Origin of the sequence: Streptomyces sp. NPDC014995, from assembly GCF_043080745.1 — a bacterium.
Lineage (GTDB): Bacteria > Actinomycetota > Actinomycetes > Streptomycetales > Streptomycetaceae > Streptomyces.
In genome coordinates, this window is record NZ_JBIBVX010000009.1 from 173,119 (window position 1) to 186,364 (window position 13,246).

General features: G+C 64.5%; 10 protein-coding genes. 5 read left to right on the forward strand and 5 right to left on the reverse strand.

All coding sequences use genetic code 11. From position 1 onward, the window contains the following. Positions 1-133 precede the first annotated feature (133 nt). The gene (locus ACF1A1_RS19790) at positions 134-2,143 is read left to right on the forward strand and encodes a DUF262 domain-containing protein (protein WP_392001383.1); all 2,010 of its coding nucleotides are present in this window, start codon (positions 134-136) and stop codon (positions 2,141-2,143) included. Here the strand turns inward: ACF1A1_RS19790 and ACF1A1_RS19795 are convergent. Genes ACF1A1_RS19795 through ACF1A1_RS19805 form a run of 3 tightly spaced genes read right to left on the reverse strand, consistent with a single transcriptional unit; the run spans position 2,140 to position 6,228 of the window. After that, the gene (locus tag ACF1A1_RS19795; RefSeq protein WP_392001384.1) at positions 2,140-2,991 is read right to left on the reverse strand and encodes a protein NO VEIN domain-containing protein; all 852 of its coding nucleotides are present in this window, start codon (positions 2,989-2,991) and stop codon (positions 2,140-2,142) included. The two genes, ACF1A1_RS19790 and ACF1A1_RS19795, sit on opposite strands and share 4 nt — an antisense overlap. Beyond that, positions 2,975-4,819, reverse strand: coding sequence for a DEAD/DEAH box helicase (locus tag ACF1A1_RS19800; protein WP_392001386.1), 1,845 nt, complete (start codon positions 4,817-4,819; stop codon positions 2,975-2,977). Before ACF1A1_RS19800 ends, ACF1A1_RS19795 begins: the two co-directional genes overlap by 17 nt. Next, on the reverse strand, positions 4,819-6,228 hold the full coding sequence (locus tag ACF1A1_RS19805; RefSeq protein ID WP_392001388.1) for a transcriptional regulator: 1,410 nt from the start codon (positions 6,226-6,228) through the stop codon (positions 4,819-4,821). Before ACF1A1_RS19805 ends, ACF1A1_RS19800 begins: the two co-directional genes overlap by 1 nt. Before the next feature lie 121 nt (positions 6,229-6,349). Here ACF1A1_RS19805 and ACF1A1_RS19810 point away from each other — a divergent pair, with 121 nt between their 5' ends. The 4 genes from ACF1A1_RS19810 to ACF1A1_RS19825 all read left to right on the forward strand — a co-directional run bounded on the left by ACF1A1_RS19810 (position 6,350) and on the right by ACF1A1_RS19825 (position 10,470). After that, the gene (locus ACF1A1_RS19810) at positions 6,350-7,039 is read left to right on the forward strand and encodes a hypothetical protein (RefSeq protein WP_392001389.1); all 690 of its coding nucleotides are present in this window, start codon (positions 6,350-6,352) and stop codon (positions 7,037-7,039) included. A 235-nt stretch (positions 7,040-7,274) separates the two neighbouring features. Further along, a complete protein-coding gene (locus ACF1A1_RS19815; RefSeq protein ID WP_392001391.1) occupies positions 7,275-8,615 on the forward strand; it encodes a DNA cytosine methyltransferase in 1,341 nt (446 codons plus the stop codon). 756 nt (positions 8,616-9,371) lie between these two features. Then, the gene (locus tag ACF1A1_RS19820; RefSeq protein WP_392001392.1) at positions 9,372-10,070 is read left to right on the forward strand and encodes a hypothetical protein; all 699 of its coding nucleotides are present in this window, start codon (positions 9,372-9,374) and stop codon (positions 10,068-10,070) included. A 220-nt stretch (positions 10,071-10,290) separates the two neighbouring features. After that, positions 10,291-10,470: a DUF397 domain-containing protein gene (locus tag ACF1A1_RS19825; RefSeq protein WP_392001394.1), complete on the forward strand. Its 180-nt coding sequence runs from the start codon at positions 10,291-10,293 to the stop codon at positions 10,468-10,470. Between the two features lie 51 nt (positions 10,471-10,521). Here ACF1A1_RS19825 and ACF1A1_RS19830 read toward each other — a convergent pair whose 3' ends face one another. Both ACF1A1_RS19830 and ACF1A1_RS19835 read right to left on the reverse strand, forming a co-directional pair. Next, entirely contained in the window at positions 10,522-11,694 is a 1,173-nt protein-coding gene (locus ACF1A1_RS19830; RefSeq protein WP_392001395.1) for a serine hydrolase domain-containing protein, read from the reverse strand. Positions 11,695-11,764: 70 nt separating this feature from the next. Continuing rightward, positions 11,765-13,108 (reverse strand): transcriptional regulator, encoded by a 1,344-nt coding sequence (locus ACF1A1_RS19835; protein WP_392001397.1) that lies wholly within the window; start codon positions 13,106-13,108, stop codon positions 11,765-11,767. Positions 13,109-13,246: the final 138 nt, after the last annotated feature.

A 13,246-nucleotide genomic window follows, 5' to 3' on the forward strand; every position in this document is an offset into this window, starting at 1 on the left:
CCCTGACTTACGCTATGTCCAGCGAGTGCAGCGGCATAAGCAGCTTCTGTGGGGGAGGCGACTGGCTGGGCTCGCATCGAGGCATAGCGGGTGCGGCAGACTCACCGCGACCGCGCGGAACACTGGGGGCAAGGTGGCGGTCGAGCGCACAAACCGCGACGTCCGAACACTGATCACGCAAATCACGGCCGGGGAGATCATGCTCCCTGAGATCCAGCGTGGATACGTCTGGAAGGCGTCGCAGGTCGCCAGGCTCATCGAGTCGCTGTACCGCGGTTACCCAGCCGGCTCCCTTCTCTTCTGGAAGACGGGCCAGGCCGCTGAGACCCGTGGAGCGGCGATCGGCATGCCCCAGGCCCTGCCCAGCGTCATGCCCCTTTACCTGCTCGACGGCCAGCAGAGGCTCACCTCGCTCTTCCGCGTCCTCACCGATCACCCGGACGCTCAGGTTGTCTTCAACATCGAGACAGAGGCCTTCCAGAACCAGAGCGCCGCCACCCGGCGCAACAGAAAGTGGATCAAGGTTTACGACGTCGTCGGGCCGGACGCCGACGTGTTCGCGATCCACGGCGAACTGAAAGAAGCCGGGCTTGCCATCCCGGACCCCGAAATCGGACGGCGTCTGAGCGCTCTCCAGAAGATCACCCAGCGGGACTTCCACATGGAAGTACTGCACGACTTCGAGTACGAGGAAGTCGCCGACATCTTCGTCCGCGTAAATAGCGGTGGCCGAGCGCTCAAGACCACAGATCTCGCACTTGCGACGCTGTCCGCGCGTACGCCCGGCTTCCTGGGACAGCTGGAAGCCGAATCGGCCCACTGGGCCAAACGCGGTTACGGGGCTCTCGATGTCAACTTCCTCATCAAAGCCCTGACGTTGAGTCTGTCGACCACAGGTAGGCGTCTGGCTTCTGTAGCCAAGCTAACCGCGGCTAGCCAGGAGGTGGTCGAAGCAGGTTGGGAAAAGGTCCGACGAGGGCTGGCCCGTGTCGTACCTCTCCTTGAGGAGCGGCTTCTCATCCCGACAACGGCACTCGTTCCGTCGCTCGCCGCGCTCCACCCGCTCATCCTCTACTACGGACGGCGTCCAGAAGGTGCTGAGATCGCCGACGAAGTGGAGAACGGGCTTCTGTACTGGTTCCTGGCCGCTACCGCGCGCAACCGGTACGGCGGCGCCTCAGACACCGCGCTGACACAGGACATCAGGATGCTCGACGCTGACGATCCTGTTACTGCGCTGCTTTCTAATCTCGGAATTCGCGAAGGCGGCATTTCAGTAACCGCCGGAGACCTCGCCGGGCGCAATCACCAGAGCCCCTACCTGATGTTCTGCTATCTCGCAGTAGCACACTCCAGCGCCACCGACTGGTGGGACGGCGGCCCGATCTCCGGAGGCGTGGACCGGTCCGGAAAACCGCAGTACAGCCTTGTGCATCCGGCCACGAAACTGCGCAACCACAGTGCCAAGTACTCATCCACGGAGATCAACGAACTCGCGAACGTCGTGTTCGTCTCCGAGCAGACGGCGAAAAACATCATCGGTAGCCGTACCCCGGCTGCCTACCTGCAGAGTGTCGGCGCGAGCGATCGTGCCGCGCATGTAATCCCCGATGACCCCGCCGTACTTGAGCCAGAGGGGTACCGGGAGTTTCTGGCCGCCCGGAGAGCTCTTCTAGCGGAACGGATAACGGCGCTTCTCGATCAATTTCGCCCTGGCTTCCTGACGGAGGACACCGCGGTAGCCGAGACCCGTACACCACAGTCCCTCGTCTTCACCGCGTACGCCGGAGCCGGCCGGAGCGTGCTGGCAGCGGAGGCTGTAGCCCACGGCCAGAACTGGATCGGGTGGATCGGCCCCTCAGACTTCGAAGCAGCGCTCGACGCTGCGGCGACAGGCCTTGCCAGCGATGTACTGGTCGGGGACGAGCCAGCACCGCTGCGCATCGATGACGAGAACAGCGTGACCTTCGGTCTTGGACCGTTTATCATCCGGGGTTCCCTCGACCAGTGGCGCACCGCAGTTAAGGATGCCTTGGAGGACGCGCTGCCCTTGACAGAATGTCCGGAGCCCAGCGACGACCAATGGCCTGCAGAGCCGGAAGAATTCCTGCTCTCGGAGGCTGGAGTGCAGAAGTCGGCCTAAGACACAGACACCCCCCTGAGCACTTCGGGCGCAGTTTCGGCGAGCATCGGCCCTACGCTCGGGATGCCTGGCACGGGTACCTCAGGGGGTATGTCGAGGCGGCACGACTCCCAACGACCGCGTGCACTGCGGTCCGATGGTACGTGGCCCGCTATCCAGTTCTTTGGCACTGCGGCCACTGTCCTGACTTTCAGCTCAGGAGTGAGGCGAACCGTCACGAGTTCCCAAGCCGGATCACGAAGCATCGTCTCGTATTCATTGCGCGAGATATAAACAGTGAGCCGGCCCACACGCACAGTGGTCTTCACTTCTAGATGCGCGGAGTGCTGATGAGCGTCCACGAAGATGTCGTAGCCGTAGCCGTCGGACCATGCCGCCACATGCTCCACCCGGCCTTCCGCTGACTCGGACAACAGTTCAAAAAGCGCCAGCTCACCCGCCGAACCGATGCGGGAGCGTTCCTCGGTGTCCACCTTTCCCCATACGGTACTGACTTGCGCATAGGCCTCTTCTGGAGCGAGGCCAAGCGTCTCTGCCGCGCGCAGGGCGTCTTCGGGAAGTTCATCGGGGTTACGGATGAGCAGGTCGGCGTCCCGAAGCCATGGAGCTCCGCTATGGGCCATCGCCGCGTCAAACACCCTGCAGTTCAGGGGAACGCCGCTGCTCGCCTCGCCCAGGAGGCCGGTTTCCTGGATCCAGGCGTACGCTGCGTCGTACTGCGTTGGCGTGATGTCACTGAAATCGCTATGCGTAGTAAAAAGCGCACGAACCCGCGTCGATCCGCTGGCTGGAAGCCTTTCCAGCCAGCGGACCGCCGCACGCAGGACTGGCTCAGGCGGCACGGGCACGGAGGTGACCCATCAACGCTTGAAGATCCCGCTGGTCCAGGTCGCCGCCCATCGCCGGTTCTTCCTCAAGGTCGGCCAGTTGCTGGACGGCGGGATCATCGAGGATGCCACCCATAAATTTGAGTTTGTCGCTGAGTCGTTGATCAACGATCTCGTCGATCGTGCCCTTCGAGGCGAGCACCGTGATCCTTGTCTCCGTCTCTGGAGCGAGGCCTAGGCGGTGGATGCGGTCGAGGCTCTGGAGGAAGCGGCCGGCCGCGAAGTCACGGTCCACGTAGACGGCGTCGTGGCAGTGATGATGGAGACTAATTCCCTCGCCGAGAGTCCCCGGATTAGACAAGAGGACCATGCAGTCGGAGTCATGCCGGAACCGCTTGATGGCGGCTTCGCGGTCGGTGTCACTCATCGCGCCGTAGACCAGGGCGGGCGAGAACTCACTGAGCATGCGCTCCAGCGTGTTGAGGCTCCGCACGAAAGTCGACCAGACGAGCGTCTTGCGTCCCTGAGCAGCGTTGTGGCTGACGATCGCCAGGACCTCGCGGTACTTCGGCGACATCTCGTAACTCGGAAGATCACGCATCAGCTCGAAGAGCGGCGTGCCCTCAGGCACGGAGAGCGGAGGTACCTGGTAGGAGAGCGGCTCATGACGTGTGGTGCCTACGGCGAGCAGCGCCGGGCTGGTAGCCGCCATCAGCATGTAAACGACGACCTTACCCAGAGCTAGGAAGTCACCCTCCGAACCAGCAGCACGGGCTGAGAACCGCCCGACGAGCGCCTCATAGACCTCCTGGTGGAGGGGCGGCATAGGAACCGGCGTCAGGTTCGTGGAAACCGGGGGCAGTCCAAGTTCAGATTTGGTGGTGCGGGTGAACAGGGGGCGCAGAACCTGACTCGCCTCGGCGAGGTCCCCGCCGGCCACGGCCTGGATCACTTTCTGGCGCCCGTGGCCGGGCCATACGAAGCCGAAGAGGTTCTCCAGGTCCTTAACCCCATTCGGTGCCGGCGTCCCGGTAAGGATCAGACGGTGTCTGCTGCGGGGGCCGAGGGCCAGGCAAGCAGCGCCGTCCGTGCCGTCGGCTCCGCGCTTCATGCGGTGAGCTTCATCGAGCAGCAGCATGGACGGCCGTGCAGCAAGCCATTGCCCCAGTTCGTTGACGACCCCGTCTTGACGCAGCCGCTCGTAGTTGACGATAAGCGCGTCCGCAGCCGGATCGGCGTCCTTGGAGAACACCTCCATACTCAAGGGCTCATTCAGGCACTGCTGGTTCTCATACTTCCATGACTCGTAGCAAGACTTCGGGCCAACGATCAGCAGCCGTTCAATGCCCTTGGTGCGCCGCAGAGTATGGAAGACCGCGAGGCCTACACGGGTCTTTCCGGCGCCGGGCACTGAAAAATTGGCTCCGTGGCGCAGCGACAGCAGCTTCGCGATGTCACGCCGCTGGAACTCGGTGAGATCCCCTACCCAGCCAGGGCCGAGGAGGTCACGAACTGCCTCAGGGTCAACTTCCCCGTCCGGAACAGCCGCCGCGTCAAGGCGTCTGGCAACCGTCTGCGCGTCAGCGGCGGAGTCTCTTGCCAGGGCCGCCAGCTGAGGGTCCCAGGTGACACTTTTGGGTTCAGGCCACGTGGCAAGCGCCACCAGGTTCGTGAGGAGGTCATCGATTTCGACCTCCATAGTCCCCGGAGAGCGCTGCACACTGCTCTGGAAACGAAGGGCGAGGCGCCGCAGCTCGCTCTCGTAACCGGCGCCGGCTCGAAGTCGCGCTCGCGTCACGCCCTCGCCGAATCCGACCTCCAGGCTGGGCGACGAAGTCTGCTGCGCCATCAGTTCTCCCGCGTCGCGTCAAGCAGCCACGCAACCCCATCGCCAGGAGAAGCGAAGGTCCGTCCCGCCTGCTTCGCGAGCCGGGCAAGACTGGCCTTCAAAGTAAGCAACGCATCGTCAAACGCGTCCTCGTCGAGCGCGCGCTTGGCTTTGGCTTCGGCGAACTCCGCAGCGCACTGGTTGACGTAGTCTGCGGCGTCGGTGAGGCGCGCCGGGACAGCCACTTGGCGTTTCTGGAGCTCGGCGTTCGCCCCGGCCATTTTCACGGCAACGTCGAAGGTCTTGCGCGCCGACTTGATGAGCGCGTCGGCCTGCGTCACTGCCGCGGCGCCCAGCTTGTCACCAGCTTGCGCCGTCGCCTTAGCCTGGAGCAGAGCATCCGTAAGCGCGCGAGTCGTCTTCACCGCCGCGGTCGCGTCCGGGATCGCTACGTCTTCGAGCCCGGGAATCGACACGGCAGCGGACTCCTGGGCCGCAGGCCTTAGGTCATCAGGCAGGCGCTCTTCGAGATACCGGCTGTGGAAGTCGGCTTCCGCAAGACGCACGGTCGTCTTCGCGTAGTTCAGGACCACCATGGCCAGCCGCGATTCCTTGAGCTGCTCGGCAGCGTCCGGGTCGGTCTTGGCGAGCTTGGTGTAGTCGCGGTGAAGTTCGCGGAGCTTCTCCTGGTGGTCCTCGAAGTCGACTAGCCGCAGCACGGCGCCGTTCTCGGTCTGGCTGCGATCAATCGCATCGTTGATCAACTGGTAGACCCAGCGGTCCTGCTGAAGAGTGGTCTTCTTGATGTTGAAGTCGCGGGCAACGTCCTCCTCGCGGCGGCCGTCCGCAAGCTCGTCTTCGATCGCAATCAGGCGGTTGATGTACGAGTACTCGCGGCGCCTGTCACGGCGCAACTGCAGTGCCAGCTCGACGCTGTTGATGTCCCGGCGGGACGTATCCGCCGGGAGCACACCCACCCGGATGTCCCTGATGCCCAGGTCCTTCAGCGCGGCACATCGGGTGTTCCCATCGACCAGGATGCCGTCCGGACTGATGATCCCGGGCTCCCGCTGACCCACGTCGTCCAGCTCGTCCTGCAGCGCCACGTAGTCCGGGTCGGTCTGGTTAGGGTTCGAGGGCCGACAGCGCAGCAGGTCATGCAGATACGTTTGTGCGGCTTCACTCCACGGCTCTTCCTCCAGAACCCGATTACGCTCAGGGTCCAGGGAGCGCTGTGCGCGAATACGGTGGGTGTCGGGGTTGAAGTAGAGCATGTCGACCGGCATGGAGATCACATGCAAGTGCTTCTGCTCACCGCGCCACTCCACGGTGACTTTCGCACCGTCCTCGGCCATGGCCTGCTTGAGCCGCTCGTCCACCAGCGAGCGAATCTTCTCACCCTCGGGCGGAACGCCGAACTTCACAGCCATAACCAGAGCCTCCCCAGCAACCAGACGCAGCGTGCCCCAGCATCATGGCAGGTCCGGCTGACAGGCGGTGTGCCGATAATCCACAATCAACGTCTCGATCAGTTGGAGAACGGAGCACGAAGTGACGCTGCCTGCTTGGAACGACCCTGAGCTCAAGGCCGGAACCATGGTCCGCGGGGCGCTCTGGCTCATCCAAGTGGTCGGCGAGGGGAACACCTTCAACAAGGAGCAGATCCGCGAGGCGTTCCCCGGCATCTCTCAAGCAGACCGGCGCATACGCGATCTCCGTGACTACGGCTGGGTCATGCTCACCAGCGCCGAGGACGCGACCTTGACGGCTGAGGACCAGCGCTTCGAGAAGGCCGGCGTCCCGGTCTGGGACCCCACGGCCCGGCGGGCCGCCACACCGCAGAAGGCAGTCTCCAACAAGGAGAAGCAGGCTGTCATGGCCCGGGATCACTACATGTGCACTATCTGCGGTATCTCCGGAGGGGAGTCCTACCACGACGACTCCAACCAGACCGCCGTGCTCTCCGTCACCCGGCGCCAGACGATCCTGCCCGATGGCAGCGAGGCAACCTTGCTGGTGACGGAGTGCAAGCGCTGCCGCTCCGGCTCCGACGGGAGGACCGCACGCGTCGACGAAGCCCTGGCCGAGATCAAGAACCTGGACCCTGGAGACCAGCGCCGTATCCTGCGATGGATGGAACGGGGACGACGAGGCACCACGCCGCTGGAACGGGCGTGGAACACCTACCGGCGGCTGCCGGCCGATGCCCGGGATGAGCTGCGGTCGGCCATCCGGGACTGATGAATCGGACACCGCCAGCATCCCGCGCGAAGACCAGCGTCCAGGAGTGTCAGTTGAGAGCCGTAGACTTCACTGTCCTGTCCGGCTCTCCATGCCGATCGGGTCCTGGCTGACAGCCTGAGGCTAGGGTGCTGTCGGTTGGCGTGGAGCTGGAAGCCTGTTATGTCTGCGGGGCTGAGTACTAACGCAGTGCCCCTTGCGCTGGTTCAGTCAGCGCATCTGGAAGGAGATCGCAATGTCGGCGGCGGAGCACAAGCAGAGACTCGAAGTCGTCGAGATCTGCGCCGGCGCCGGCGGTCAGTCCTTCGGGCTCCACCGCGCTGGCTTCACCCATCGGCTCGCCGTTGAGCTGGACATCCATGCAGCTCATACGCTGGAGCAGAACCTCCGCCGCGTACTCAAAGAGGACGGCGTGGACGTGCCAGACGACCTCGTAAGGGTCGGCGATGTGGCAGATCCTCACGTATGGGACCCAGATGCTCTGAAGCGGGAGGGTATCGCCCTGCTCGCGGGCGGTGTGCCCTGTCCGCCGTTCAGCATTGCGGGCAAGCAACTGGGCTCAAGTGACGAGCGCGATCTGTTCGCCTGGGCTATCGAGCTATGCGGCCGGATGAGGCCTAAGGCTCTACTCCTGGAAAATGTTCGCGGGCTCAGCGCAAATCGATTCTCTGGCTACAGGCAGGCTGTCCTTGACAAGCTCCACGAGCTTGGCTACATCGCCTTCTGGAAGTTGCTTCACGCCTCACATTTTGGCGTCCCCCAGTTGCGTCCTCGTTTTGTCCTGGTCGCACTTCTTCCCGAATACGCGAAATACTTCGAGTGGCCCCAGGAACGCCCTGGAGAAGCTCCTACAGTGGGCGAAGTGCTCGAGGACCTTATGGGCGAGAACGGCTGGGGCGAGGACGAGGTCGCTGCCTGGGTGAAGAGGGCCAACGGCATCGCCCCCACGATCGTCGGCGGTTCGAAGAAGCATGGTGGAGCCGACCTCGGCCCGACACGGGCGAAGAGAGCCTGGGCCGAGCTGGGAGTCGACGCCATGGGCGTCGCCAATGAGGCACCCAAGGCAGACTTCAAGCCCGTCAACGGTGCCACAGGTCCGAAACTGACAACCAAGATGGTCGCCAGGCTCCAGGGCTGGGACGGAGAGTTTGCCGACTGGGAATTTCTGGGACTTAAGACCTCGGTCTACCGTCAAATCGGCAACGCCTTTCCCCCGCCCGTCGCCAAGGCGCTCGGCGAATCCATCAGGGACGCGCTCCTTCAGAAGGGTGAACCACACCCCCTCGTCGAGACCTCCAGTACAGTCCATGACCCCGTGTACAAACTGCTGCGGCAGCAATCCCGACCACTTACCGCTGACCAGATCATTACGAAACTCGCTAAAACTGGTACGTCCATGGATCAGCCGGAAGTCGAGCGGCGCCTGAACCACTTGGGCCATGACTTCGAATTGCAGAAGACGGAGCGCAAGTCCGGTGAACTCGCCTACAGCCTGGGCCAGTTCAAAGCATTCGTCGGCCAGGACGACCATCAACGCCATGACTTGTTCACACAGTACCGGGCAAAGATCAGCTAAGGCTGTTGTCAGCGATTGCACTTTCCGGCCTTCCCCCGAGGCGAAAGGCCCTGGCACAGGACACCGAACGGCGTCACGTGCTCACACCGCCTGAAACTGTGACGCGAGCCTGGCACCTACCGCTCTCCACAAAGCGGTCGCTCAATTGCTACTGTCATGTTAGGTGCCCGCGAGGTAACAGCGGTGTGGCGCCAGGAACGACCAGAGGCCCCGCCCTCCCGCGGCTGCGACCCGCGGAACGCAAGGACGGGGTTCTGGCTTCGGTGGTGTGGGCCCCGGCTGATCGCTCAGCTGGGGTCCACGCACGTCAGGACCACGGGCAGTGCTCGTAGGCCCATGCGATCACGAGGAACGCCTCGCATGCCGCTGAGACACGCGCGGACGAAACGTGCGGTCGCACGCAGTCCTTCCACCGATCTCCAAGCCAGCGCACCAGCTTCAAGACCGGATCTCCCTTCTGGCCCGAGGGCCATAAACGCGGGAATCGTCCCGCGGTCGTGGAGGCCGCCTGCCCGTACCTCCAGCTGGAAGGCACGATCTGCGGATCCGAAGGGAGCGGGTCCCGACGGGGAAGAACATCGAGCATGCTCATCACGAGTGGTCCCGCCCGTGGCCTCCTTTCCAGCAGTAAGGTTTCTGCCGGACGCTGCCGAAGACCGACGGCCCGACTTTCTGTAGCGCCGACGGTACACTAGTTCAAGCCGTCACCGCTATGAGTGATGACGGCAGCCCACCGAGCCAGCCAGGAGGCAAGCGATGGCGGACGAACGCCCTGTGCGGCGGTCATCGAAGGTCAAGGTCGCCGAGTTTCTGGCAGCCGTGGGTCAGGGCAACGTCTTCACGAAGCTCCAGCTCTTCGAGGGCGTACCCGGCGTTGCTCAGGCAGATCGACGTATGCGTGACCTACGGGAGCTGGGCTGGAAGATCGACAACTACAAGACCGACCCACGACTCCAGCCCGACGAGTACCGGCTGACGGAGATCGGAACCCGCATCGATCTCGGAGAACAGCCGAAGGAGGCCACCCGTCCGCGGATCTCTGCCAGTCGCCGACGGGAGGCCCTGGAAAGGGCCGGCTTCGCCTGCCAAACGTGTGGCATGCGGGCTGGTGAGCCCTATCCGGACGAAGATCAGAGGGCGGTGCTGAGCGTCCATCTCATCGACGCGACCCCGCCTGTAGACACTGAGCTGCCTAACCTCCGCGTGGAGTGCCAGCGGTGCCATGCAGGAAACAGAGGCAGCGGAGCGGGGCTTGCTACACCGCAGGATGTGCTGACGCGGGCGTCCAGGCTTGGCAGCCGTGAAGAGAAGCGCCGACTGTACCGGCTCATGCAGTCCGGTCGGCCAGACCGAGACGAGGTCGACCTGATCTTTGGCGAATGGCTTCGGCTGGGTCGCGACGACAGGGTGGAAGTCATGCTGAAGCTTGCAGGGGCACTAATCGAGGAAGACTGATTCCCAGGGGACTCGTTCAGGCGGACCATCACCTGTAGGCCCCGCAGCACGTGCGCTGCAGGGCCAACTCGCTTACGGAAGTTCAGGCGGCACCCGCGTCAGCCTCGTAGTGCATCTGGGCACGGCCGAGGAAGTCGTCCGGATCATGGCCACGGGCGGCAGTCCAGTGCAGGAGGCCGGCGATCAACTCGATCTCCACCGCGCCCGCAAGGAGCTGTGAATGTCCGTCGGCCCTCAGCTCGCGTCCGAGCCCGTCTGGTTCAAGTCGTCGTACAGCGGCGGGAACGCTACCGAGTATGTGGAGGCCGCGTTCGTGCCGAAGGGAGTGCTGGTGCGGGATTCCAAGGTGCCGGAGGGCCCCCGGTCACCCTGTCGACCGAGGCCTGGTGCAAGTTCGTGACTGCTTCGCTTCGGTGATGTGTGAGGAGCGCTTTCGGAAGGCGGAAGCCGCTTACGCCAACGACCTTCGTACTGCCTCGACCAGGCAGGACGCGCGCACATCGTTGGGGCCCCCGATGATGTTGTTCATCACGTAGCCGAAGGCGATGCCGTATTCCGGGTCGGCGAAACCGAGCGAGCCGCCTCGGCCAGTGTGGCCGAAGGAGTCCGGCCCGATCATCCGGTTGGTCTCGGTGGGCAGCATGTATCCGGAGCTGAAACGGCTCGGCGTCACCATCACCTGGTCCAGCCCGCCGGCCTGCTCCTTCGTCGCCGCTGCCAAGGTTTCCGGGGTGAACAGGCGCACACCGTCCACCTCGCCGATCAGCGCGGCGTACATGCGCGCCAGTGCGCGCGCGGTGCCGATGCCGTTGGAGGCCGGGAGTTCCGCGGCCTGGACCTCAGGCGAGTTGAAGTCGATCTCGGCTGGGGCGGTGACCCGGAACGCTCTGTTGCTGAACGAGTTGGGGTCGCGCCAGGCAGCGACCAGCTCGCGGAGCTCCGGAGGGATCTCCTCCGGCGGTACGGCAGTGAGGTCGACCTCCGGCTGCTGATACACCATCCGGCTGACCCGGTCGCCTTCACTCGCCGGCAACCCGATGAAGAAGTCCAGGCCCAGCAGGTCGGCGATCTCCTCGGCGAAGAAGCTGCCCGGCGTGCGGCCGGACGCCCGGCGGATCACCTCGCCGACCAGCCAGCCCCAGGTCCGGCCGTGATAACCGTGCGCGGTGCCGGGGGTCCACAGGGGACGTTGAGCGGCCAGCGCGGCCACCATCGGCTGCCAGGTGAGCGCATCGGCCAGTGGCACCGGTTCATCCAGCGCGACCAAGCCAGCCTGGTGCGACAACAGCCAGCGCACCGGGATGTCCGCCTTGCCGTTCGCAGCGAACTCCGGCCAGTACTTGGCCACAGTCGCGTCCAGGTCCAGCACGCCTCGCTGGGTCAGCAGATGCGCTGCGGTGGCGGTCGCGCCCTTGGTCGCCGAGTAGACCAGTTGGAGCGTGTCCCGCTCCCATGGACGACCGGTGTCGGGGTCGGCTTCCCCACCCCACAGGTCCACAACCGGCCGGCCATCCCGGTATACGCACACTGCAGCACCGATGTCGCCGTGCTGATCGAAGTTCGCCGCGAACGCCTCGCGCACTGGCTCGAAGCCGGCCTCAACCTCACCGTCGATCGTCGTCATGCGGCCCATCGTGGCATTTCGGCCGCCCGCACCGAGAGCGCTTCTTCGGCGCGCGCAATCCGCGCATCGATCAGTCTGCGGCGGGCAGCGCTTGAAGCCGCTCACGGAATTCGCGGACTGACGCCACGGAGTCGTGCGGTTTAAGCTGCTCGGAGAACTCCTTCAGACGGTCCAGGGCCCGCACGGAGCTGACCTTGTCTTCGAGAAGCTCAGCGCCGACGTTCGCGGCGTGGAGCGCTCCGTCCAGGTCGTTACCAGCGAGGCGGGCTTCGGCCAGACGGCTGGATCGCACGGCCTTGTCCCGGGGTGCGGCCTTCATGACAGAGGTCTCCAGCGACCTCGTGGCGCGCTCCACCTGGCCCGAGCGCAACAGGACCTTGCCCTCGGTCGACTTCAGTTGCGCCTCACCGAACCAGTCGAGCCAGTCCGGGTTTTCCTGCACCGTATGGCGTTCCCATAGGGAAGCGGCACGGTTCAGGGCTGCCCCAGCCTTCTGGTGGTCTCCGTCGCGGGACAGCGCTTCGGCCTTGTGCAGGTAGAGGAAGGATTGGGTGTAGGGCGACAGTGTTCGGGGAGCGTTATCGATGGCGGTCGAGATGAGAGCGACTCGCTCGCCGGTCCGTCCGGCCTCGGAAACGTGCACTCCCATCTCCGCCAGGACGAAGGCACCGAATGCGTCGTCTCCAGCGGTGCGGGCGCTGCGCAGGGCACCGACGTAGTACCGCTGCCCGGCGGACCGCAACCCTGCGTCGTAGGCCATCCAGCCGGTCAGATGCGACACCCGGGCCGCCAGCGTGTACAGGCGGATGCGGATCTTGTCCGTGTAGCGGCCGGCGTTGAGGAGGCCGGTGATCAGGGCCAGGTCGCCGCGGGCCTGCTCCAGGAGCCTGGCACCCCCGAGTTGGTCATCGAGCGTGCGGAGCGTGCTGATGCGCTGCTCGATCGTCGAGACCATGGTGTCGGTGACGCGATCTCCGTTGAGTGCCGAGGCGAAGGCGGAGGGCGCCTCGGCCCAACTCGCTGCGAGCCCCGTCAAGGCGGCACCGGTAATGGTGAGAAACCCCCGGCGGTCCGTGCGGCCACTTCCCACCAGATCAGCCAGTGCCTCAACGGTACCGGCCTCGGTCCAGGGAGCAGTGAGCCCGGTGACTTCCCATACGGGGAGCCACCGCGGCCATCCCTCCGCCTGAACCTGTTCACGCGGAACGCACAGCAAGTCGGCGAGGACGCGCTGAGCGTCGGCATCCGGCTCCTGACCCTGCTCCCACTTCCACACGGTCGTGCGGTTGGTGGCCAGCCGGATCCCGAGCAACACCCCATGCTCCTGCATGAGTCGGGCGAATTCGGCCTTCCCCCATCCACGCAGCTGGCGAACGAAGGTCAGAGGATGGACTGCTAACGGCTGACCAGGCACGTGGTCACTCCCGTCTGTCCCTGAGGTCGTAGTCCGGAGGCTACTCCCGGTATGGGCATGCGGCAGGACACCTGCCTCAGGAGAAACCCCTCAGAAACGTTCCGGACCTGTAGGGCACAGCCCTTGACTGAGCATCAG

Bases quoted from the DNA above. Each gene is read 5' to 3' on its own strand.
- ACF1A1_RS19825 (WP_392001394.1), top strand. From the start codon at position 10,291: ATGTCCGTCGGCCCTCAGCTCGCGTCCGAGCCCGTCTGGTTCAAGTCG.
- ACF1A1_RS19805 (WP_392001388.1), bottom strand. From the start codon at position 6,228: ATGGCTGTGAAGTTCGGCGTTCCGCCCGAGGGTGAGAAGATTCGCTCG.
- ACF1A1_RS19800 (WP_392001386.1), bottom strand. From the start codon at position 4,819: ATGGCGCAGCAGACTTCGTCGCCCAGCCTGGAGGTCGGATTCGGCGAG.
- ACF1A1_RS19820 (WP_392001392.1), top strand. From the start codon at position 9,372: ATGGCGGACGAACGCCCTGTGCGGCGGTCATCGAAGGTCAAGGTCGCC.
- ACF1A1_RS19815 (WP_392001391.1), top strand. From the start codon at position 7,275: ATGTCGGCGGCGGAGCACAAGCAGAGACTCGAAGTCGTCGAGATCTGC.
- ACF1A1_RS19830 (WP_392001395.1), bottom strand. From the start codon at position 11,694: ATGACGACGATCGACGGTGAGGTTGAGGCCGGCTTCGAGCCAGTGCGC.